Annotated in this window: 24 protein-coding genes; 16 read left to right on the forward strand and 8 right to left on the reverse strand. The window is 54.3% G+C overall.

Going from position 1 to position 21341, the window contains the following annotated elements; translation table 11 throughout:
* Nucleotides 1–88: 88 nt before the first annotated feature.
* The 4 genes from ICT70_RS09040 (at nucleotide 89) to ICT70_RS09055 (ending at nucleotide 2654) form a co-directional block, all read left to right on the forward strand.
* Complete coding sequence (locus ICT70_RS09040; protein WP_191155757.1) at nucleotides 89–433, forward strand: hypothetical protein; 345 nt, start codon at nucleotides 89–91, stop codon at nucleotides 431–433.
* A gap of 115 nt (nucleotides 434–548) precedes the next feature.
* Nucleotides 549–1967, forward strand: coding sequence for a cardiolipin synthase (gene cls / locus ICT70_RS09045; protein WP_191155759.1), 1419 nt, complete (start codon nucleotides 549–551; stop codon nucleotides 1965–1967).
* A gap of 9 nt (nucleotides 1968–1976) precedes the next feature.
* Nucleotides 1977–2159: a 4-oxalocrotonate tautomerase DmpI gene (gene dmpI, locus ICT70_RS09050; protein ID WP_191155761.1), complete on the forward strand. Its 183-nt coding sequence runs from the start codon at nucleotides 1977–1979 to the stop codon at nucleotides 2157–2159.
* Between the two features lie 15 nt (nucleotides 2160–2174).
* Complete coding sequence (locus ICT70_RS09055; RefSeq protein WP_224746934.1) at nucleotides 2175–2654, forward strand: DUF1499 domain-containing protein; 480 nt, start codon at nucleotides 2175–2177, stop codon at nucleotides 2652–2654.
* Nucleotides 2655–3033: 379 nt separating this feature from the next.
* Here the strand turns inward: ICT70_RS09055 and ICT70_RS09060 are convergent, their stop codons facing one another.
* Together ICT70_RS09060 and ICT70_RS09065 are read right to left on the reverse strand one after the other, a co-directional pair.
* Nucleotides 3034–4407: an ATP-binding protein gene (locus ICT70_RS09060; RefSeq protein ID WP_191155763.1), complete on the reverse strand. Its 1374-nt coding sequence runs from the start codon at nucleotides 4405–4407 to the stop codon at nucleotides 3034–3036.
* The gene (locus ICT70_RS09065; protein ID WP_191155765.1) at nucleotides 4407–5120 is read right to left on the reverse strand and encodes a response regulator transcription factor; all 714 of its coding nucleotides are present in this window, start codon (nucleotides 5118–5120) and stop codon (nucleotides 4407–4409) included. The genes ICT70_RS09060 and ICT70_RS09065 overlap by 1 nt, the downstream gene beginning before the upstream one ends.
* 231 nt (nucleotides 5121–5351) lie before the next feature.
* Between ICT70_RS09065 and ICT70_RS09070 the strand changes: the two genes are divergently transcribed.
* A complete protein-coding gene (locus tag ICT70_RS09070) occupies nucleotides 5352–5930 on the forward strand; it encodes a Spy/CpxP family protein refolding chaperone (RefSeq protein WP_191155767.1) in 579 nt (192 codons plus the stop codon).
* Nucleotides 5931–6110: 180 nt separating this feature from the next.
* A complete protein-coding gene (locus ICT70_RS09075; RefSeq protein ID WP_191155769.1) occupies nucleotides 6111–6788 on the forward strand; it encodes a YceH family protein in 678 nt (225 codons plus the stop codon).
* Between the two features lie 8 nt (nucleotides 6789–6796).
* Here ICT70_RS09075 and ICT70_RS09080 read toward each other — a convergent pair whose 3' ends face one another.
* The 6 genes from ICT70_RS09080 to ICT70_RS09105 form a co-directional block, all read right to left on the reverse strand.
* Nucleotides 6797–7222, reverse strand: a complete 426-nt coding sequence (locus tag ICT70_RS09080; RefSeq protein WP_191155771.1) for a universal stress protein — start codon at nucleotides 7220–7222, stop codon at nucleotides 6797–6799.
* Between the two features lie 56 nt (nucleotides 7223–7278).
* Nucleotides 7279–7788, reverse strand: a complete 510-nt coding sequence (locus ICT70_RS09085) for a rhodanese-like domain-containing protein (protein ID WP_224746935.1) — start codon at nucleotides 7786–7788, stop codon at nucleotides 7279–7281.
* 28 nt (nucleotides 7789–7816) lie between these two features.
* Nucleotides 7817–9097, reverse strand: a complete 1281-nt coding sequence (locus ICT70_RS09090) for a TRAP transporter large permease (RefSeq protein WP_224746936.1) — start codon at nucleotides 9095–9097, stop codon at nucleotides 7817–7819.
* A gap of 7 nt (nucleotides 9098–9104) precedes the next feature.
* Nucleotides 9105–9614 carry a TRAP transporter small permease gene (locus ICT70_RS09095; protein WP_191155775.1) on the reverse strand — a complete coding sequence of 170 codons (510 nt, stop codon included), beginning with the start codon at nucleotides 9612–9614 and terminating at the stop codon, nucleotides 9105–9107.
* A 164-nt stretch (nucleotides 9615–9778) separates the two neighbouring features.
* On the reverse strand, nucleotides 9779–10801 hold the full coding sequence (locus ICT70_RS09100; RefSeq protein ID WP_191155902.1) for a TRAP transporter substrate-binding protein: 1023 nt from the start codon (nucleotides 10799–10801) through the stop codon (nucleotides 9779–9781).
* A 197-nt stretch (nucleotides 10802–10998) separates the two neighbouring features.
* A complete protein-coding gene (locus ICT70_RS09105; RefSeq protein WP_191155777.1) occupies nucleotides 10999–12030 on the reverse strand; it encodes a TRAP transporter substrate-binding protein in 1032 nt (343 codons plus the stop codon).
* 238 nt (nucleotides 12031–12268) lie between these two features.
* On the opposite strand from ICT70_RS09105, the gene ICT70_RS09110 reads away from it, so the two are divergent.
* The 10 genes from ICT70_RS09110 to phnX all read left to right on the forward strand — a co-directional run bounded on the left by ICT70_RS09110 (nucleotide 12269) and on the right by phnX (nucleotide 21271).
* Nucleotides 12269–14638 (forward strand): U32 family peptidase, encoded by a 2370-nt coding sequence (locus ICT70_RS09110; RefSeq protein ID WP_191155779.1) that lies wholly within the window; start codon nucleotides 12269–12271, stop codon nucleotides 14636–14638.
* Nucleotides 14639–14731: 93 nt separating this feature from the next.
* Entirely contained in the window at nucleotides 14732–15178 is a 447-nt protein-coding gene (locus ICT70_RS09115) for a DUF4019 domain-containing protein (RefSeq protein WP_191155781.1), read from the forward strand.
* A gap of 37 nt (nucleotides 15179–15215) precedes the next feature.
* Entirely contained in the window at nucleotides 15216–15926 is a 711-nt protein-coding gene (locus tag ICT70_RS09120; protein ID WP_191155783.1) for a GGDEF domain-containing protein, read from the forward strand.
* 2 nt (nucleotides 15927–15928) lie between these two features.
* Nucleotides 15929–16885 (forward strand): D-2-hydroxyacid dehydrogenase, encoded by a 957-nt coding sequence (locus ICT70_RS09125; protein ID WP_191155785.1) that lies wholly within the window; start codon nucleotides 15929–15931, stop codon nucleotides 16883–16885.
* Nucleotides 16885–17601, forward strand: a complete 717-nt coding sequence (locus tag ICT70_RS09130; protein ID WP_191155787.1) for a YkgJ family cysteine cluster protein — start codon at nucleotides 16885–16887, stop codon at nucleotides 17599–17601. Before ICT70_RS09125 ends, ICT70_RS09130 begins: the two co-directional genes overlap by 1 nt.
* Before the next feature lie 679 nt (nucleotides 17602–18280).
* A complete protein-coding gene (locus ICT70_RS09135) occupies nucleotides 18281–18460 on the forward strand; it encodes an SAP domain-containing protein (RefSeq protein WP_191155789.1) in 180 nt (59 codons plus the stop codon).
* A 65-nt stretch (nucleotides 18461–18525) separates the two neighbouring features.
* On the forward strand, nucleotides 18526–18936 hold the full coding sequence (locus tag ICT70_RS09140; protein ID WP_191155791.1) for a TraR/DksA family transcriptional regulator: 411 nt from the start codon (nucleotides 18526–18528) through the stop codon (nucleotides 18934–18936).
* Entirely contained in the window at nucleotides 18936–19364 is a 429-nt protein-coding gene (locus ICT70_RS09145; protein WP_191155793.1) for a hypothetical protein, read from the forward strand. Before ICT70_RS09140 ends, ICT70_RS09145 begins: the two co-directional genes overlap by 1 nt.
* The gene (phnW, locus tag ICT70_RS09150; RefSeq protein WP_224746937.1) at nucleotides 19348–20469 is read left to right on the forward strand and encodes a 2-aminoethylphosphonate--pyruvate transaminase; all 1122 of its coding nucleotides are present in this window, start codon (nucleotides 19348–19350) and stop codon (nucleotides 20467–20469) included. Before ICT70_RS09145 ends, phnW begins: the two co-directional genes overlap by 17 nt.
* Nucleotides 20462–21271 (forward strand): phosphonoacetaldehyde hydrolase, encoded by an 810-nt coding sequence (phnX, locus tag ICT70_RS09155; RefSeq protein ID WP_191155797.1) that lies wholly within the window; start codon nucleotides 20462–20464, stop codon nucleotides 21269–21271. The genes phnW and phnX overlap by 8 nt, the downstream gene beginning before the upstream one ends.
* Nucleotides 21272–21341: the final 70 nt, after the last annotated feature.

Consider the following 21341-nt stretch of genomic DNA (forward strand, 5'->3'; position numbering starts at 1 on the left):
CTTTCCCTTGGCATTCCTGCTGATCTCAACTATGATGGTAACTGGATTATTTAACCCTGGGCGGACAATAGCCCCTGTGGAGTGAAGCATGAGCAGTAAGATCGGCAACAAAAAGTGCAGTCAATGTGGTGCCCTGTTAACCGGCGGGTACTGGTGTAAAGAGTGTAAAGCCGTTTTTAAATGCCCAATCCCCGGCTGTGAAGCACCCGTCAAACCGGGGGCGCAGGAGTGCGGACGTTGCGGGCTGTTCTTTGAAGATTATCTGTCCCAACGCAAAATGTACCGGCGTTGCCCCAAGTGCAAGAAAAAACAAGGACTTTCCGAGCATCAATGCCGCTTCTGCCGCCACTGGTTCAATTGTCCCACCTGTGGTGACAAGGTTTCCACCAACACGGTCCTGACGTGTCCACGCTGCGGCACTTCCCTACGTTGATCTGTGGATCCGGTAGCGCCTGCTGCCGGTTTCATTTCAAACAGCGTTCTGGACTTCTTTAGTAATAACTGCTAACGTTCTGTAACCATTACCCTCTTTCCCTGCCGGAGCGTCAATGCTGACCTTGCTGGTGGCTATCCTTTGGGCTCTCTCCGTCATTTCTGCCGGACATGCGCTGCTCACCAAGCGTGACCCGCGCGCCGCTCTTGGCTGGATTGTCACCTGTCTTGCTGTGCCTGGGGTAGGTGCCCTCTGTTACTGGCTCCTCGGCGTCAACCGTATCCGTGCGCGGGCCCGTGAGCTACAGGAACAAGGGGAAGGGATGCACTGGCTCCATGTCAATGTCCCCCCGGCAGACCAGGATGTGGCCTGCTACCCCAAGGACGACACGAGTCGGGCCTTAATCACCCTTTCCGATGCGGTTACCCGTCGACCGCTGGTCAGTGGCAATCAGGTCGACATTCTCCACAACGGCGAACAGACCTACCCGGCGATGCTGGAGGCGATCCGTAATGCTCGAGAATCTATCTATCTTTCCAGCTATATCTTCGTTCCTGACAGCCTGGGGATGCAATTTGTCCGGGAATTGATCACCGCGGCCAACCGCGGTGTCGATGTACGCATTCTCATCGATGCCTTTGGTGAACTCTATTCGCGTGGCAGGGTGCGACGCCATTTGCGCGGCACCAAGGTCAAGGTCATTACGTTTCTGCCGCCGCGTCTGTTGCACAGCTTCTATTTCAATCTGCGCAATCACCGTAAATTACTGGTTATTGACAACTGCCTCGGCTTTACCGGCGGCATCAATATCCGCGAGCGCCATCTGGTCGAAGCGGCGCAGGACTCCATCCGGGTTATCGACATCCATTTCCGTTTGCAGGGACCGGTCTGTGAACAACTGCGCGATGCCTTTATGGAGGACTGGCATTATGCCACCAAGGAAAAACGTACACCGCGCGAGTGGCCCCGGCCTCAAACGGTGGGCAACGCCTGTTGTCGCGGGATCAGCGCCGGACCGAACGAACCCCACGAAAAACTCAACTGGATCATTATCGGTGCCCTGTCCTGCGCCAAATCTCATATCCGTATTATGACTCCCTACTTTATCCCGTCCCGGGCGCAACTGGCCGCTATCAACGTCGCCGCCCTGCGCGGCGTGCGGGTGGAAATCATCCTGCCGGCCCAGAACAACCTCCCCTTTGTCGGCTGGGCCGCCAACGCCTACCTGTTTGAGGTCCTGGAGCATGATGCCCGGGTCTATTTCCATCCTCCCCCCTTCGTCCACAGCAAGCTGTTGCTGATTGATGATAAATATGCCCTGATCGGCTCCGCTAACATCGACCCGCGTAGCCTGCGGCTGAATTTTGAGTTTAATGTTGAAGTGTTTGACCAGCATACGGTCGCCGAACTCTCTGACCACTTCGACCGCTCCCGCGATCGATCCCGCCAGGTGACCCTGCAGGAGGTGGACAGCCGCCCCCTGGTTGCACGTTTGCGTGATTCCTTCTTCAAACTTTTTTCCCCTTATCTATAGGAGCTAACAATGCCGATTATCACCCTTGATGGCCCGCCCTTGAGCCTGGATAAAAAGCGCCTCCTGACCAATGAACTGACCAGCCTGGCGGCCAGGGCGTATGATCTGCCTGAATCAACGATTATCATCATGCTGCGCGAAAACACTCCGGATCAGGTTGCTGTCGGTGGCATCCTGATTGCTGATCGTTGACATCTGGGGGCCCTGATGATTCCTTCTGCCAACAAGCGGCTTACCTTTAGCGCTCTGCTATTATTGCCGGCCATCAGTATGTGTTTGATGTCCTGCGCCGGCAACCAGTCTGGCAACCTTGGGGTTACGGCAGCCACACTGTCCTCCTGCCACGCTTCGCCCAACTGTGTCTGCAGCGATTGTGACTCGACCAAACACCAGATTGACCCTTTTATCCTGGCCGTGCCGGCGCTGCAAGCCTGGCAAGCAGTTCATGAGCAGATAACCGCGCTGTCACGCACCCGGATTATTTCGTTCAGCGACCATTATCTCCATGCCGAATGCCGCAGTGCCGTTTTTGGTTTTGTCGATGATCTGGAATTGCATCTGCGCCCGGAAGAAGGCATCATCGCCGTGCGCTCCGCGGCACGGCTGGGCTACTATGATTTCGGCGTCAATCGCAAACGCATCGAGACCCTGCGATCAGCCTTGCGCCAGGAAGGTGTCGTGCGTTGACCGGTCGTTGACAAGGGGTCACTCGCCCCAATCGACTGCTTTCATCGTTGAAAAAAAAACGAACAGCCCACAGGATATTTATCCCGTGGGCTGTATGGTCAGGTCTTACTGGTATAGAAGATAACTGTCACGATCACCGGTTATTGGCCGTCTGTGGACTTCCCTTCGGCTGAATCGGTCTTTTTGCTTCCGTCACGCGGAAGCTGACAACTGTCAGACATTCAGGTCTGAATTCCCAGATGTGGCAAAATCCAGCGGTTCACAATAAACCAGACGGCAACAATACCGAGAATAAGTGTCCATTCCATCTCTTTACTCCTTTGTTTGCGGTTAGTCTGATTGTAGACGAAACTCCATAAAAAGTCAATTATGCATATATCTATATGTTTTTTGGGACAAGGATTGTCACCAGTAGCCCCCCTTGCGGCTGATTCTCCGCCCGAATACTGCCGCCGTGCAGGGCTATGGCACTTTTAGCAATGGCCAGACCGATACCGGTGCCGCCGCTTTGACGATCACGAGCATCGGCAACCCGGTAAAATGGATCAAAGATCTTTTCCAGCGCGGCCGTGGGGACACCATGTCCCTGATCAGACACCCTGACCTCCCAGAAGCGTCCCTGCGACCCCAGGGAAACCCGAACCTCCCCAGCTTCAGCGGTATATTTCACCGCATTACGGATAACATTCTCCAGTGCCTGCGCCAGCAGGTTTTCCGCCCCCTTTATCACTGCCGATTCTGAAGATTCCAGCACAACCCGGCACTGACGCCCCGCTGCCTCAAAATCAGCGTCCTGCACCAGCTTCTCCAGCAATTCCTGTAAATCGAGGGGGGCAAAACCTTGTTCATTGATCCCGCTGGTCATGCGCGTTAACCCCAGTAGCTGGCCGATCATCTCATTCATCCGCTGTGCTTCAAGACCGATCCGATCCAGGGCCCTTGCTCCGGCATCGCTGCATGATTGCTGACGCGCCAGTTCGAGGGCAACAGTCAGGCGGGCCAGAGGTGAGCGCAACTCATGGGACAGATCACGCAGCAACTGTTGTTGATTGGAGATCAGGATTTGAATTTTGGCCGCCATATCATCGAAATCCCGAGCCAGCCCACCCAGCTCATTTTTTGTTTTGATCTGATCACCAATACGGGTGGCCAGATCACCGGCAGCAAAACGATGGGTGGCGTGGCGCAAACGACTGATCGGTGCTGCCAGGGAGCGTGCCAGAATAAAGCAGACCAGGGCGGTGATCGCAAGCAGCAACAATAGCTGCACGCCGAGAAAGCCGCGGGTCATCAGCTGGAAGAAATCCCGCGGGGCTGGTCGCTCCGGCAAGGTGATAACAACGACATAGTCATTACCGCCGGCCCCCTTAACCGTGGCAGCAATGCCGTTACGGGCGCCCTGCATCGGCAGTACCACCTCACCACTGCGCAGCGCGCGCGATGCCATATGCTGCACCCGACGATGAATTGTGCGCCGGCTTAACAGCTGGACCTGCTGATCGAATAGAATCAGCTCAATCCCTGATTCGCGCAACAAACGCTCGGTATACTGATCCGCGGCCGGAACCCCGGCGGTTTCGTAAGCACGGATCGCTTCGCGCCCATATTCGGTGATCGCGCGCCGGCTGAAACTCTGATGTGCCAACGGCGGGAACTCTTGATCACGAAAATAGGTCAACACCACCACCGATGCGGTAACCAGCACAATAATCAGGAGAAAGTAGAGAAATATCTTTAAAAACAGGCTGCGCATCAGGAGTTATCCTCCGGCAGGGAATAAAGATATCCGATTCCACGCACGGTACAGATCCGTTCGGTCTGCCCGTAACTGTGGCCAAGCTTTTTGCGCAGGGCGCTGACATGGACATCGATACTGCGATCATAGGCCGAAAGTTGCCGGCCCAGAACCTGTTCGACCAGATCTTCACGGCTGATAATCTCGCCCGCATGGGCAAGCAGAGCTTCAAGCAGGCTGAATTCCACCGAGGTCAGTTCTACCCCCTGACCATTCTGTTTGACTGTCCGATTTGTGGCATTGAGCACCAGGTCACCGACCCGGTATTCTGCCTGGGCTTTGGGCTTCACCTTGTGGCTCCCCGGTGAACCTTCAAGGCGGCGCTGGATCGCACGGATCCGCGCCACCAGTTCACGCGGATTGAAGGGTTTCGGGAGATAATCATCGGCTCCCAGCTCCAGCCCGACAATGCGGTCGACATCATCACCACGGGCAGTCAACATGATCACCGGGATACGACTGGTTTCGCGAATCGTACGCAGCACATCGAAACCATTAAGCCCCGGCAACATGACATCCAGCACCACCAGCTCGTAAGGATGGCTCGTTGCCGCCTCGGCTCCCAGATCCCCGCGATGCACCGCATCAATCTGAAAACCTTCACCTCCCAGATAATCCTGCAGCAACTCACATAGTTCCATGTCATCATCAATGACCAGAATCCGTTCCATACTCTCTCCTGTCCACGGTACCTGATAGTACTATTTTCTTATCAGCTAATCATACCTGCCAGCCATGATCAGTGCTGTAAAGAAATGTAAAGCGAAAATAAGGATCAACAGCTTTACCTAACTTTACCTAAACCTCACAGCTCTTAACCCACATTTACTCTTGTTTTGATTATAGTCCAGTCATCGACGCAAAACATTTTCAATCAACCACAGATAACAAGGAGAAAAAACATGAAACGAACAATCTTATTCGGTCTGCTTATTGTTGGTCTGCTGCTGGCCGGAACCCATGTCTTTGGCTGGTCCGGTGGTCCGGGAATGCGCGGTGGCCAGGACTGTAGTCAGCGAGGAGCCCAGCGAATGAGCGACCAAGATTGGCAGCAGCGCCAGCAAGAGCAACAACAACGAATGGCGGTGATTCTCGACTTGAGCGAAGAGCAACAACAACAGCTGCAAACCCTACGGGAAGAGCGCCGGGAAAAGCAGCAGTCCCTGCGCACCGAAATGCAGGCCAGCCGTGAAAAACTGCATGAAGTCGCCCGAGCCAACGACGCAGATGAAGCGAGCATCCGTGCAGCAGTGCAGGAACACGCCGAATTAAAGACCCGGAAGATGGTGGATGGCGCCAATCATCGCCGGCAGATGGCTGCCGTGTTGACTCCGGAGCAACAGCAGAAGTTTGAGCAGATGCGCGAACTCAAGGGGGACAACTCCTGCGGCATGCGTGGGCAGTCCGGAAAGTGCGGCGCCGGTGATTGCACCCCCGGTGAAAAATCAGGACGCCGTGGTGGTCAAGGTCCACGCATTTAGACCATGATCTGCCATTTCAACTGAGAGCATAATGACAGGCGATTTACCATGATGGTGATCGCCTGTTTTTCTTGTCCCTGTGCACCCCGCACGCTATTCAACAGTTGCCAACACCTCGCTGTTTATGCTGTTATCTACCTTGTCTCTAACAAAAAAACCTATCCGTTAGAAAGAGTATCCATGTATCAACAACTGTCTCCCGTTGACATTCGTATCCTCGGTGCTCTGGTCGAAAAAGAACTGGCAACGCCGGAATATTATCCCTTAAGCCTCAACGCCCTGACCAATGCCTGCAATCAGAAATCGAATCGCGATCCGGTCATGGTGCTGACCGAAGAAGAGGTCGTCCAGGGGCTCGATAATCTGCGGCGCCGGCAATTGATTTATCGTTCTGCTGAAGGGGTGCGCACCCAGCGTTACTGTCATCATCTTGAGAAAATGTTGCATCTTGAGCGTAAGGAACTGGCGGTGCTGGCGATCCTGCTGTTGCGCGGACCCCAGACGATTGGTGAAATCCGTACCCGTTGTGAACGGATGGTTGCCTTTGCTGACCTCGCCGCAGTGGAGGCGGTGATGAACACCTTAAGTACCAGCGAGCCCCCCCTGGTCACGCAGCTGGCGCGTCAACCCGGTCGCAAGGAATGCCGTTACATTGACCGGTTGCGCGCAGAGACTTCAGAGGTAGCGTTGGCTGAAGGGACAATGTCGGAACAGCGGGAGGGAAACCTCTCAGGCAGTGAACGTCTCACCGACCTGGAGGAAAAGGTCTCCCTGCTGGAGCAGGAGATTTCCCGTCTGCAGGAGGACATTGTCCGTATTCTCGACCAGTTTGACGAGTTCAAGTCACAGCTTGAATGATCGCAGGATCAGAACAGCAACACCGGACAACGCACATTGTGTAGCACGTAATTGGCAACGGAGCCGAACAGCACATCACGAATCTCGCCACGGCCACTACGGCGCCCCAGCACCAGCAGCTGAAAATCTTCGTTATTAGCGATCTGCGGAATCAGCCGCCGCGGCATCCCGAACTCCATCCGCAATTCCACCTCCAGCCCCGCACCGCGAAGCTTGTCGGCCAGTTTTCCCATCCGCTCGGTGGCCGCCTGCATGGCATTTTCGCGTACCATCTCAATCTGAAAATCGGGGATCATCCGGTAGGCCAGCTGATCGTTAATGACATGCAACAGCACCAGACGGGCGCCAAATCTTTCGCGGTTGCTGAGGATATCATCAATGGTCTTGTGGGTGGTCGCAGAATCGTTGATCGGTATCAGTATCCTGGGATTCATCAGTTTCTCCTCTACCGCTGTTATCATGTTATCTGCTTGTGCTGACATTTTTGATATCAGTCCGAGTCTCGCTTACTCTCATGCTGAAACCTTTCCGGCGGCAGAAACTGCAGCAGCATGCGCGCATCATCGCCGCGCAGTTTTTCCGCCAGACTGAGCAAACCATCTTCCAGATAACGCACATGATATCCTTGTGTGCGCAGATACGCCATAGCGAGGATCGCCCGATCCTTGTGGGGACAGGCGGTGATGATCAACTTGTCCTTAGGCAGTTCATCCAGCCGCAACGGCAGTTCATTTAAAGGGATGTGCAGGGCAAAATTGAAATTCCATACCTGTTGTTCTTCGGCGAAACGGATATCCACCAGTACCACTTCGTCATCCATGAGGTGATCGATCAAAAACAGGCTGTTGGCCTTCATCTCACGCCGCGCATCATCATCATAGCTGAGTAGATATTCCTCAAGACTTTGTGCCGCCGCCGGATGTTCTTTGGCTACGGCAGGCAGACAAATAAACAACACCATGGCGGCAATCAGCATAGTTTTGGTAGCGCTTCTGTTCATCAGGTATACCCCTGTGTTGTTGTCTTAATCAACCGTACACCAGGCGCGGTAAAAACAGCACCAGATCAGGCCAGAAGGTCAGCAGCAGCAAAATCGCCAACTGAATCAGCAAAAAGGGCATGACCGCCTTCGAGACGTAGACCAGGTCGCGGTTGATTGTCGCACCGGAAATATACAGACTGACTCCCAGCGGCGGAGTACAATAGCCGATCCCCAGATTAAGGGTCATCAGCAAACCGAAGTGCATGGTATCAATACCGAACTGACTCAGTAAGGGCAGAAAAATCGGGGTCAAGATCAAGGTGGCGGAAATAATATCCATGAACATGCCAATAACCAGCAGCAGGATATTAACCGCCAGCAGAAACACCCAGGGCGAATCGATGCTGCTGACGACGGCATTGGCAATCTTGTTGGGAATCTGTTCAAAGGTAAGGTATTCGCCAAACACTGAGGCTCCGGCGACGATGATCAGCAGGGTGGCCGAGGTGACCGCCGACGATACCACGATCCGTTTGACGTCACGCAGTTTCAGATCACGATGGATGGCAATTTCGACAAAGAAGGCATAAAAACAAGCCACCACCGCAGCTTCATTGGCAGTAAAAAGACCGGAGTAAATGCCGCCGAAAATCAGCACCGGCAATAACAGTGCCCAGATACTTTCACGGATAACCTTGAGCGCCTCCCTGAACGTCGGACGTTCGAGGGTCGGCAGGCCCTGTTTTTTAGAAACAATATAGGCGTAGACACTCAGGGCCACCATAATCAACAGCCCGGGGATAAAACCGGTCAAAAACAGGGCCTCAAGGGGATCATTACTGACCATAGCGTAGAGGATCATGGCAATAGAGGGGGGGATAATAACGCCAAGTATCGGCGCGGTGGTCATCACCCCGACCGAGAATTTTTCATCATAATTATTCTTGATCAACGCAGGGATCATAAAACCACCAATAGCCACCACCGTCGCGACGGTAGAGCCGGAGATAGCACCGAAAAATCCACAGGCAAGAATTCCTGCCATCGCCAGCCCGCCGGGCAAAAAACCAACCAGCACATTGGCGGTATTGATCAGTTTTTTGACAATGGTTCCGGTCGTCATGATGTTGCCGCAGAGAACAAAAAACAAAACGACCACCAGGGCAAACTTGTCCATGCTGCGATACAACACCTCGATCACAATACGTGGATCGATATCGAGAAGGAATACCAGGCCGAAGGTACCGGTAAAAAACAGTGCCATAAACACCGGCACGGTAGCGGCCAGACAACCGAGCAACAGGGCGAGAATCAACAGATAGCTCATGTCCATGTCATTGTTCCCCGGTCATATCCTGGATGCCGCGCCAGTCTTCAACCATCACGACCAACGTACGGAAAAACATCATCACCCCCATGATCGGCAGCACCGCGTAAAAATACCATTCGGGAATCTGCAGGGTACTGGTCCGGGCAAAAGGGTCATGATACATCATAGCCGTCATGGTCCACCCCAGCTTGACCATCACCCCGGCAAAAAACAGCACCGCAATATGCGAGATCAGGGTCAGGGGACGTTTGAGCACCGGAAAAATCTGCGGCAGTGCATCGATACGAATCAACGAGCGACTGCGGATCGCCGTTACCGCACCGATATAAGTGGAAAAGAAGATGACCTTTCGCACCACTTCATCCGACCAGTAGATATTGATGTCCCCCCCGCTCTTGCGCAGGACAACATTGGCCATGGCCGCCAGCAAGGCGGCACTGACCGCAATAAACAGCGACCATTCTTCGACAAACAGAAATGTTCGATCAATTTTTTTAAAGATTTTTTTCAGCATCGTCCGTGTCCGGCTCCGCTAACTCTTGCCATATCCGTTGGGAAAGGGGGGGTTCGGGGTGGAGATCGTCTCTACGCTTCTTGGTAAGGGCAAACGAAAGACGGGACCAAAGAGGGATCCTCTCCGGCCCCGTCATGGTGTGGGGGATTATACAGAGATTATCTCTAACTGCCAAGCTTTGCCCGTACTAACGCCAGGTACTCAGCTCCGACCCGCTCACTCCAGCGTTGCAGAACCGGTTCAGACATTTTTTTCAACTGGTCCAGATCAGCTTCCGATAATTGATGAATCTGTACTCCCGCGGTCCTGGCGGCAGCAAGTTGCTCTTCGTGCTGACGGCGCGTGGCTTCCCGCGATTTGGCACTTTCTTCCGCCACAACCTCCAGGAAGAGGGTGCGCAACTCCTCCGGTAGGCGATCCAGCCAGCGTTTATTGACCAGATGAACAAACAGCCCTTGAGCGTAGTTCAGCTCGGTGAAATGCTTGGCAACGGTAAACTTTTTCGTGATATTGCAGACAATGGCGGTGTGGTCAAGACCGGTGATGACCCCGGTCTGCAGGGCCTGGGGCACATCGGGCCAGGGCATTACGGTGAACCTCAATCCCCAGGCGCGATAAGCATCGGTATTGACCGGTGCTTCGGCAATGCGGAAATTAACACTTTTGGCCGCCTCAAGGCTGTCTACCGGCACCGTGGTGGCCCAGCCGTAAGGGCCGTAATTGGTAATATCGGCGACATAAATACCCCCGGCCAGAGCGCTGTCAGCAAAGGGCTGCCAGATCTCCGGGTCCGCCCTGAAGGTGTCAAGTTTGTCGAAGGTATCAACAACATAGGGCAGATTGACAACACCCAGGGTGTCAGCCACATTGGCCGCCGCCACCGAGGAGCTCAGCATGCCGTGAACCGCACCGAGGCGCAGCTTGCTGATCACGTCACGCTCTCCCCCCAGTTGTGCCAGAGGGCGGTAGTCGACGTAGATCTGGCCATTGGTGCGCTCCCAGACCGCATCGCGGATGCGGTAGCCGGCTGCAACCCCTTCAATTACCGGATGCGAGATGTTGGATAGAATGTAGGTATACTTTGCTCCACTGGGATCAAACGTGGGTTGCCAGCTTGCCAGAGGATCCTCATTTGCCGCCCCCTGAGTCACCAGCCCAACCAACAAGAGAACAGCCAAAAACATCATCTTTTTCACAGTAAAACCTCCCAAAAGGAAATAAATATGATCAAACAGGGTTTGATCTACACAAACAAAAGTTAAATTCTAGTAAATTCAACGAGTTAGCAGATCAATGTATACCTGCTCCACCATTTTAAGGTCAATAAAAAAAGCCGGGAGGCGGCGCCTCCCGGCTTTTCACTAGGTAAATTATTTCTGCGCTATTAGTTGTTCAGGCGCTGCCGTACCTGTTGCAGAAAATCGGCACCGATACGATCCTCCCACTGTTTGATCACCGGTTCAACCTGACCTTTCATGGCCGCCAGATCCTGCTCCGGCAAGCGGTAGAAAGACACACCGGCAGCCCGGGCCTTGGCTATTTCCCGCTGATCCTGCTCCTGACCGGCGAGCCGGGCCCTGTGACTTTCCTCCGCGATAATACGTAGCAGGGTCTCGCGCAGGTCTTCCGGCAAACGCTGCAGCCAGCGTTCGTTAATCAGGTGGATGTAAAGCCCCTGAGCATAGTCGATCTGGGTGTAGTGTTTGGCGGTATTAAAAAAGTTAGCGGTGCCGGTCACCGTCGGGGTATGGTCAAGGCCGGTAATGACCCCGGTCTGCAGAGCCTGGGGCACATCGGGCCAGGGCATGACGGTGAACTGCAAGCCCCAGGCACGGTACATGTCAATGTTTACCGGCGCCTGGGCAATACGAAAGATCACCCCCTGCGCCTCCTCGAGGCTGGTCACCGGGGTGCGGGTCGCCCAGCCGTAACCACCATAGGCGGTAAAGTCAGCAACGCGGATACCGGAGCGCAGCGCCTCCGCGCCATATTTTTCGAACAGCTCGGCATCGTTACGAAACTGCTGCAGTTGATCAAAGCTGCCAACCAGAAACGGTAAATTCACCAGTCCCAGACGCGGCGACACATTAGGCGCAGCTACCGAAGAACTCATCATGCCATGGATGGCACCCATGCGCAGCTTGCCGATCACATCCATCTCGCCGCCAAGCTGGGACATGGGGCGATAATCAACAAACAAACGACCCTTTGTCTCTTCCCACACCCGGTCCCGAATACGGAAACCAACCCGGACCCCTTCGATCGCAGGATGGCCGACACAGGAGAGCAGATAGGTGTGTTCCGCGCCACGAGGATCAAATTTGGGCTGCCACTCGGCCATGGGATCGTTCCCCAGAATCAGACCGGGCAGCAACAAAAAAGCCACCAACAGAATTGCCGTCAATATTCGTTTCATTGTCTCTCTCCTTGTCAGATATCAGCCCCACATTAATGGGGCAGTAAAACACAATCTCATCTTGGAAACAATCGGTTAGATCGCCCTGCCGGGGCCTTAAGTGTTCTTTTAAAGCGATCAGACCCCTCCATAACGGCAACAGCTGTGAACAACCGGCCAGCTGAAAAACAGCTGCATCCACACCAGTGCCTGTGTTAATGGTAGATTGACTGTTATCAATCGTGGAGACAAACATCTTATGCCGCACGCTGACACACCTGAAAAGCCCGAACTCCTCGCGCCGGCCGGTAGCCTCGAAGCCTTTTTTGCCGCTGTTGATGCCGGCGCCGATGCGGTTTATACCGGACTGAAGGATTTTTCCGCCCGCGCCAAGGCCAAGAATTTCAGTCTTGCCGACATCGAACGCATGGCCGGCTATCTCCATGCCGATGGCAAGCGTCTCTACGTCACCCTCAACACCCTGATCCGCGAAAATGAATTATCCCATCTGATTGACACCCTGTCAGCGCTGGAATCCTTTGCGGTCGATGCAGTCATTATTCAGGACCTCGCCATCTGGAAACTGGCCAGGGAACATTTTCCCGGTCTGGAAGTCCACGCGTCGACGCAGATGACAATCCACAATGTCGCCGGGGTCAAGATGCTTGAGCGCCTCGGCTTCAGCCGCGCGGTGCTGGCGCGGGAGCTGACCCTGGCAGAAATTGCCTATATCCGCAGCCAGACCCGCCTGGAGCTGGAGCATTTTATCCACGGTGCCCTGTGCTTTTCCTTCAGTGGTCAGTGCTACTTCTCATCGTTTCTGGGTGGTAAAAGTGGTAACCGTGGCCGCTGTGCCCAACCCTGTCGGCGGAATTACCGCCATCATCAGCAACAGGGGTTTTTCTTTTCCCCCAACGACCTGTCAGCTATCGACCTGCTGCCGCAGCTCAGCCGTGCCGGAATCTGCAGCTTCAAGATCGAAGGACGGATGAAGAGCGCCGAATATGTTCACAAGGTGGTCGGCGCCTATCGGCGGGTCATGGATGCTGCTGAAACTGAGCGTAAAGAGGTGCTTGCCCAGGCCAAGCAACAACTTAAGGAGAGCTTTGGTCGCCAACCTACCCGCGGCTTTCTCTCCGGCAGTCAACCTGATGATATGGCCATCCCCTCACAAAAAGGTGCGACCGGGCGGTTTATCGGCAAAGTCCGCCAGGTTCAGGGCAATCGCTTGAGTTTTACCTCCTCACTGCCGTTACATTTAGGCGACCGTCTGCGCATTCAACCTGCCAACGACAAAAGTGGCAGTGCTTTTACTCTGCGTCAGCTGTTTAGTGGGAGCCGGCAGGTAAAGAAATCTCCCGACGGCAAACCGGTAACCGTTATCTCCCCCTTTGACCAACGCTTCGCCCCCGGGGACAGCGTCTTTATGGTTGCCAGTGCTGACGCCTTTACCTTGAGTGATAGTGCTGCCCGCCGCAAACTCGAACACCGTCGACCCAAAGGGGAACTGGTTGACCTCGATATCAAGGTCACCCCGACCAGCATTGCCCTGGCTGCCACCATAAACAGCCGGCAGCTCGATTTTACTTATCCTGTCACCAGCTTTACGGCCACCAGTCAACCCCTCGACATAGGGGTCCTTGAACAGGTGTTCGCAGCCGTTGCCGATGAACCTTTTTCCCTGGGGTCATTGACCTGTGGTGAGCTGCCGGCGGTTGTCATCCCCCCTAAACAGCTCAAGCAGATCCGCCGCACTTTTTATCGCGATCTGCGTCTGGCGCGCCAGCACCAGCTGCAGCAGCGCCGCCGCGATCAACGCGAGGCCGCCGTCGCTTCCCTGCTGCCGGCCGGCAGCAATAATTGCCAGGTGTCCGAATTTCGGGCACTGCTTGCCGATACCCGCGAACATCATTTGCTCAATAACGAGCGAATTAATACCCTGCTGCTCCCCATCAACCGTCACAGCCTGCAGCAAGTCGACAAACTACGCCGCCGTGCTGCGAACATCATCTGGGATTTACCCTTTGTTCTGTTTGATCAGGACTGGCAGGAGCATCAAGCAGCTATCCGTACCCTGGTGCAGGCGGGTTTTCACCAGTTTCGTCTGAGCAATCTTGGTCATTTCCCTCTGTTTGACGGGCTCACCGGCCTCAAGCTTTACAGCAGCTATCGTCTGTTTGCCCTCAACAGTCAGGCGGTTGTCGCCTTAAGCAAGCTGAACATCGCCGATGTTGAGCTTTATATTGAGGACGACCGCCACAACCTGGCAGCGATTCTCTCCCGTCAACTGCCGGTGCCTGCCAGCCTGATGGTATACGGACGGGTTCCGCTGCTGACCTCGCGCATCCGCGTGCGCCAGCTGCACAGTGACGGCTCAATTCTGTCAGACCGTGATGATGCCTACCGGGTTCAACAGCGCCAGGGACTGACCTGGCTGTTCAGTGAAACCCCCTTTTCCTTTATCAGTAATATCAGAGAGCTCGAGCAGCTTGGCTGTTCCGGCTTTATTGTCGACCTATCCCACTGTGGCGCCGGCAGTATCAACGGCAAACAGGTGCTGGAAGCCTTGGACCGTGGCAGCGACCCGGCACAGTGCAGCAAATTCAACTTTGAAGCCGGCCTTGAGTGACTACGGCGAGACCTGCGCAACGGACAGAACGCCATTGCCCTGACGGCTGAACCCGATTATAGTACCAGCCGATGAAGTTTCTTGATGGAGGAGATGATGTTGCAGCGTCGTTCGATGATTCACGTTTCCCTGGCCGTAGTTGCCCTGATTATTATTGTTTACCCTTATTTCAGCAATAAGCCGGATCCGGAAAAGGTAGAGCAGGCCTCTGTGGCAGCAGTAGCCTTCCTTGACCTGCTCGATAACGGCAATTTTGAAGAAGCCTGGCGCCAAAGTGCCACCTTCATGCGCGAAAAAATTCCGCTGGAAACCTGGCTGGCACAACTCGATCAGGTTCGTAGCCAGGTTGGTGCCTTGCGCGAACGCACTCAGTCCGATCTTAACTACACCAAAGAACAGATAGAAGGAATTCCTGAAGGGGAATACCTGTCTTTTTTCTACACCAGCCGGTTTGATCATCACGCCACGGCCCGCGAGCGGGTCACCCTCTACCATGAAGCCGCCACATCCTGGCGCGTAGCAGGTTATTTCATTGAGTGATCCCTAAAGATTGCCCATCAATGAAGCGAAGAAAACCATGACCGCTGTTGATCCTTCAGCTACATCACCCGCACAACCATCCAACACAACCTGTCCCGTTGGTGTGCTCTGGTGCCCATTTCCAAAGGCATTGACGGATCTGCAGCAGGAACTTGATCAGCTTATTCAGCAAGTACGTACCGACGCCCTGACCGGGGTCGCCAATTATCGGTCATTTATCGAGACCCTGGAACTGGAAATCGAACGTTCCGGCCGCAACGAACGTCCAACCAGTCTGCTGATGATCGACCTCGATCACTTTAAAAAAGTCAATGATATCCACGGTCATGAAGTCGGCAACCAGGCGCTGGTTCATGTTGCCAAAGTGATCTGCGGACAGATTCGCAAGCTCGACGTCGTCTGTCGTTACGGCGGTGAAGAATTTGCCGTTGTGCTGCCGGAAACCGATCTTCATGCCGCTATTCCCGTGGCCGAGCGCATCCGCCTGGTCCTTGCCGAAACCCCTCTGCAACAAGACGGGTTAAAGCTCGAACTAACCGCCAGCCTCGGACTTGCGACCTACCGGCCTTACTCGTTAAGCTCCGCCGCAGAACTGATCTCTCAGGCAGATCACTACCTCTATCAAGCCAAGCAAGGTGGTAGAAATCAACTCTGCCATACCGACGTGCCCCAACCGGAAAGTATCAGTAATGAAGAGAAGCAAAGCCTTCTGACGCTGTTCGGGCGCGACGCAAACACAAAGGATTGAGTATGAAAATTGTTGTTCTGGATGGCTATACTCTCAATAGTGGCGATCTCGACTGGGCGCCACTTAAAGCCCTGGGAACCTGCATCATTCACCCGCGTACCTCCGCTGATCAGATTACTGAACGGGCACGGGATACCGCTATTATCCTGACCAACAAGGTGCCGATCAATGCCGATACCATAGCCGCCCTCCCCGATTTGCGTTACATCGGGGTTCTGGCCACCGGGGTCAACATCATCGATCTTGATGCGGCGAAAGAGCGGGGAGTTGTGGTCACCAACGCTCCCGGCTACAGTACCGAATCGGTCGCCCAGATGGTCTTTGCGCTACTGCTCGAAATGGTACAACAGGTTGGTCATCATGCCCGCATGGTGACAGAAGGAGCCTGGGTCAACTGCGAAGATTTCAGTTTTCGTACTCATCCGCTATGTGAACTGGCCGGCAAAACCATGGGGGTTGTCGGCTATGGTGAAGTCGGCCGGCGGGTGGCCACTATTGCCCGCGCTTTTGGCATGCAGGTGCTGGTGCAAACCGCTCATCCGGAAAAATATCAAAAAGAGCAAGGGGTCACCTTCGTCGATGTTGACCGCCTTTTTACCGACAGTGATGTCATCAGCCTGAACTGCCCGCTGACCCCGGAAACCGATCAACTGGTCAACACCGCGCATCTGGCCCGGGTCAAACAGGGTGCCCTGCTGATCAACACCGGTCGTGGCCAGCTGGTCAATGAAGCGGCCGTCGCTGAAGCCCTCGAAGACGGCTACCTTGGCGGCTATGCAACGGATGTCCTGTCCAGCGAACCGCCGCGCGCAGACAATCCGCTGCTGAGTGCTCCCCACTGTATTATCACCCCCCACATTGCCTGGGCCACCACCGAAGCGCGCAGTCGCCTGCTGGCAATGGCGGTCGACAATGTCGCCGCCTTTTTGCAGGGGGAACCCCGCAACCGGGTGGCCTGATGGACGAAAGCAGGCTCCCGCCGCAGGTTGTCGCTGCGCGCCAACAGCTGGATGACGCCATTGCCGAACTGTGGCAGTCCTGGCGGGAACAAGAAAGGGATCTCTACTGCCGCGCAGGCTGTGGCAACTGCTGCACCCTGGCGGTTAACTGCAGCTATCCGGAAGCCGTGATGCTGGCAGCCGGTCTGTCCGTCGAACAACGCCAGCAGATCAATGAGCGTTTGCCGGTAGTCGCACAGCTATGTACAACAGCGGCTGATCTCAAAGAATTTCTCCACTCCTACCGTCAGCAGGGGGGCGGTTGCCCCCTGCTCGATCCACAGCAGAACTGTTCCAGCTATCACCAACGCCCCCTGTCGTGCCGGGCCCTGCTATCAACCCGCCCGCCTGCCTGGTGCGGGGTTGACTTCTCGGCCCTCCACCCCCACGAAAAGCAGGCGTTCTTAAGTAGCCTCGATCAAAACCTTGTCGCTTTTCCCAGTCATTATCTGGCGCGCCCGCTGGATCTGGCAGCGGAACTGGAAAAAAACCTGAGGAATGAATTCGCCCACGAGTATGGTGTGAATATCAGTGGGAATCTGATCTGGCTGCTCGGACTGGAGCTCAATTCACAGGTAGGTGAACGATTGGCGAAAAAGGAAGAGGGGCTGGTTGAATGGTTGCTGGAGCAGCAGGAGCGCTATCCGTATCTGTTGCAGGTAACGGCGACACTCTGAGATCTGTGTGACGGGAATTTCATATCGGCGCTTCGCAAACCGCCAAGCACCATACAGAACGAACAATTGTGAGGATCGATGATGGGGAACTGGTACAGTTTATGCCACTTTTTGAATTTCTTGTGATTCGTATTCAGGAAACATAATAATATTGCTCCGGTGATTAAACTGTTTAATCACCGGAGCAATATTTATGGGGTGTTATATCTATCACATAGACTGAAACAACCTCTTTTTCAACTGTATAAATAATACGATATTGAAGATTCAGCCGTGATGATCGTTGTCCTTCACGGTCTCCTTTTAATTTTTCGTCGTGGAAACCGGGAAATTCTACCCGAAAGATGGTCCGGCAGTGTGCTGCTACAGGTTGCGACAAGCCTTTCAACCCTGCGCGACGAATCCTTGTCCAAGGGTGACCGACAACCTGTCAGGTGTCAATACGCACAACAGGCACGCACCGACCGGCGTAACCGGCGCACTGCTGATTCAGGTCCGAACTGTCAGCTTCTTACACAAAAATCACCCCATTCTGGTCGTTTCCTAATAATTCAACGCTAAAAGTTCCAAAAAATCGTAACTATTCAGCTCGATCCTTGCCACAGGATTCTCGATCCGGTGCTGAACAGAGACCAAAAATCTTGTCAGAGAACAGGATATCAGTAAAGGAGAGCCGCTCATGAACGTGAAAGAAATTAAAAAAATGGCAGCACAAAAAGGGGTCCAGCTGGGACGATTGAGAAAAACCGAGCTGATCCGGTCGATCCAGTCGGCGGAAAAGAACCCGGTGTGTTTCATGACTGATCAGGCAGATAGCTGCGGAGAAACCTCCTGCCTGTGGCGCACCGACTGTCGTTAGATAAACCGCCTGTTAACGGGAATAAAAATGAAAACATCGTAAATTCCACTGCCCGGAGCGAACCGATGAGTATGCAACAGAATATCGCACTGCCATTGAGGAACCAGGATCATTATCTGGACGACGATCAGCTCGATTATTTTCTACGCATCTTAACGGAGTGGCGAGAGCGTTTGCAGATTGAATACAGCGAATCTCGCCGGCGCATCCGTCTGCAGGATGAGCGGGTTGGCGACATTGTCGATCAAAGTATCAAGGAAAGCGGAACCGCCATGGAGATGATTAATTATCGTCGTAAACGTTCCCTTCTCGTCCAGGTCGAGGCCGCTTTGCAACGGATCAGTGCCGGTACGTACGGCTATTGCTTGATGACCGAAGAAGAGATCGGAGTTGAACGGCTACGTTCTTATCCCATCGCGACCCTGTCGGTTGAGGCACAGGAACTGGTAGAACGGCGGCGCCATTGGAATCTGTAATGCTGAAAAATACCCACTGTTCATCCTCCGGCTTGCTCATTGATGAACCTGATGAGCAGGAGGTGAGCCCCTCACTGGTGCATCGCCTTGATCGCCGGAGAATTTTTGATCTTCTTGAGTTTGCCGAAAAATGCGGGGTCAAACTGACCTCCAGGACGATACCGCAGCTGTCGTTGGCAACCGTTCTTGACGCCTATGACAACGAGTTTCAGCTGAGCTGGCTGTTATCCGCGCCGGTGAAGGTGATCCACCGCGGTCATCATCGTATCGCCTGTCCGGCCCCTGATGAACCGGAGCGCTCCCTGGCGCTGGTCTGTGCGGAAGCCCTGCTGCATGCCGGCAGCAGTAGAATCCGGGGCAAGGTCAAGGCGTTATTGCAGGCAACGAACATGTTCCATGGTGGAGAATCAGATGATTCAGCCGGTTAATCCCTACCTGCTCCTGACCCCGGGACCCCTCTCGACCACAGCGACGGTCAAAGAGGTGATGCTCCGCGACTGGTGCACCTGGGACCGCGACTATAACAACATTGTTCAGCAGATCCGCGCCGAACTGGTCGCCCTGGCGACACCGGCAACAGGATACACCGCTGTTCTGATGCAAGGCAGCGGAACCTTTTCGGTAGAGGCCACCCTGACCAGTGCGATTCCGGCTACGGGCAAACTGCTGGTGCTGGCCAACGGTGCCTATGGTGATCGCATGGGGGAAATTGCCCGGCGCATCGGGCTGGCCGTACGCATCGAAAGTTTTGGCGAGATAAGCCCTGTCGATCCGGATCGGGTACGCCGGATTCTTACAGAAGATCCGGATATCAGTCATGTTGCCGTTGTCCATTGTGAAACAACCACCGGCATGCTCAACCCTGTAGCCGCCATCGGTGCCGTCGTAAAAGACTTTGATAAAACCTATATTGTCGATGCCATGAGCAGCTTTGGTGGCATAGCGATTGACATCAACGCCCTCAGGGCAGATTTTCTGATCAGCAGTGCCAACAAATGTATCCAGGGAGTACCGGGATTCGGTTTTGTTGTAGCCCGTACGAAAGTTCTCAAAGGTTGTGAAGGCAACGCCCGCTCGTTGAGCCTGGATCTGTACGATCAGTGGCGCACCATGGAAGAAGGTGGCGGCAAGTGGCGTTTCACATCGCCAACCCATGTGGTACGAGCCTTTGCCCAGGCTCTGGAAGAGCTGCAGCAGGAAGGGCTTGATAACCGCTGTAAACGTTATCTTGCTAATCAGCGTTATCTGGTAGAAGGGATGCGCAAGCTCGGTTTTGCTACCCTGCTACCCGATTTATTGCAATCCCCGATTATCACCTCATTTCATAGCCCCGCTGCTGCCGACTACTCATTTAATGCCTTTTATCAAGCCCTTAAGCAGCATGGATTTGTCATTTATCCCGGCAAAGTAACGGTCGCTGATACCTTTCGCATTGGTAATATTGGTGACGTTTATCCCGGTGACATTGATCAGCTCCTTGTTGCTGTAGAAAACAGTTACCCCCTGGCACGCAGGAATAGCGGACATGTTTAATAAAAACGTTGGCCTGGTGGTCTTTGATCTGGCGGGAACAACCGTTGATTATGGCTGTATCGCCCCGGTGGCAGCTTTTGTTGAAGGGTTCCGGATGATGGAAGTTCCCATCACCCTGACCCAGGCCCGAGGACCCATGGGGATGGAGAAACGGGCGCATATTCGGGCGATCGTAGCTCAGCAGGAGGTCACCGTACGCTGGCAGCAGGTCCATGGCCGTGCCGTAACAGAAGATGATATTGATGCCATGTATGAGGCCTTCACCCCGCAGCTGCTTGAGGTTTTGCCGCACCACTGCGAGCTGATTCCCGGCACCCTTGACGCTGTTGCCTGGCTCGATCGGCACGGCATTCCCTTTGCGACCACAACCGGATATTTCAAGGAAGCTGCCGAAATGGTTCTGGACAAAGCGGCAGTAGCCGGCTTTTCTCCTCACGCCTCAATCTATGCTACCGACGTTCCTGCAGGCCGACCTGCCCCCTGGATGATCTATCGTTGTATGGAAACCCTGGATGTCTACCCCCCACAGCGAATAGTTAATATCGGCGACACAGTTGTGGATGTGGTTTCAGCTCGCAATGCCGGAGTCTGGAGTATCGGCGTGGCGGCCAGCGGCAATGAATTGGGGATGAGTCATGATGAAGTACGCCGGCTGGAAGGCCCCCTGCTGTTGCAACGCTTACAGCAGGCGCGTCAGTCACTGCTGTCGGCCGGCGCCCATTATGTGATCGACACAGTAGCCGACCTGCCTGACCTGATCCCAAAAATTGAACAGCGATTAGCCGCCGGTGAACGTCCCTAGTTTTCGTTTGGAAACGGTTCTTTTCCGCTGCGACAGCGTCAATCTGCATGCTTGTTTGTGCGGCGTACAT

This window comes from Pelovirga terrestris, from assembly GCF_014773365.1.
GTDB classification, from domain to species: domain Bacteria; phylum Desulfobacterota; class Desulfuromonadia; order Desulfuromonadales; family Geopsychrobacteraceae; genus Pelovirga; species Pelovirga terrestris.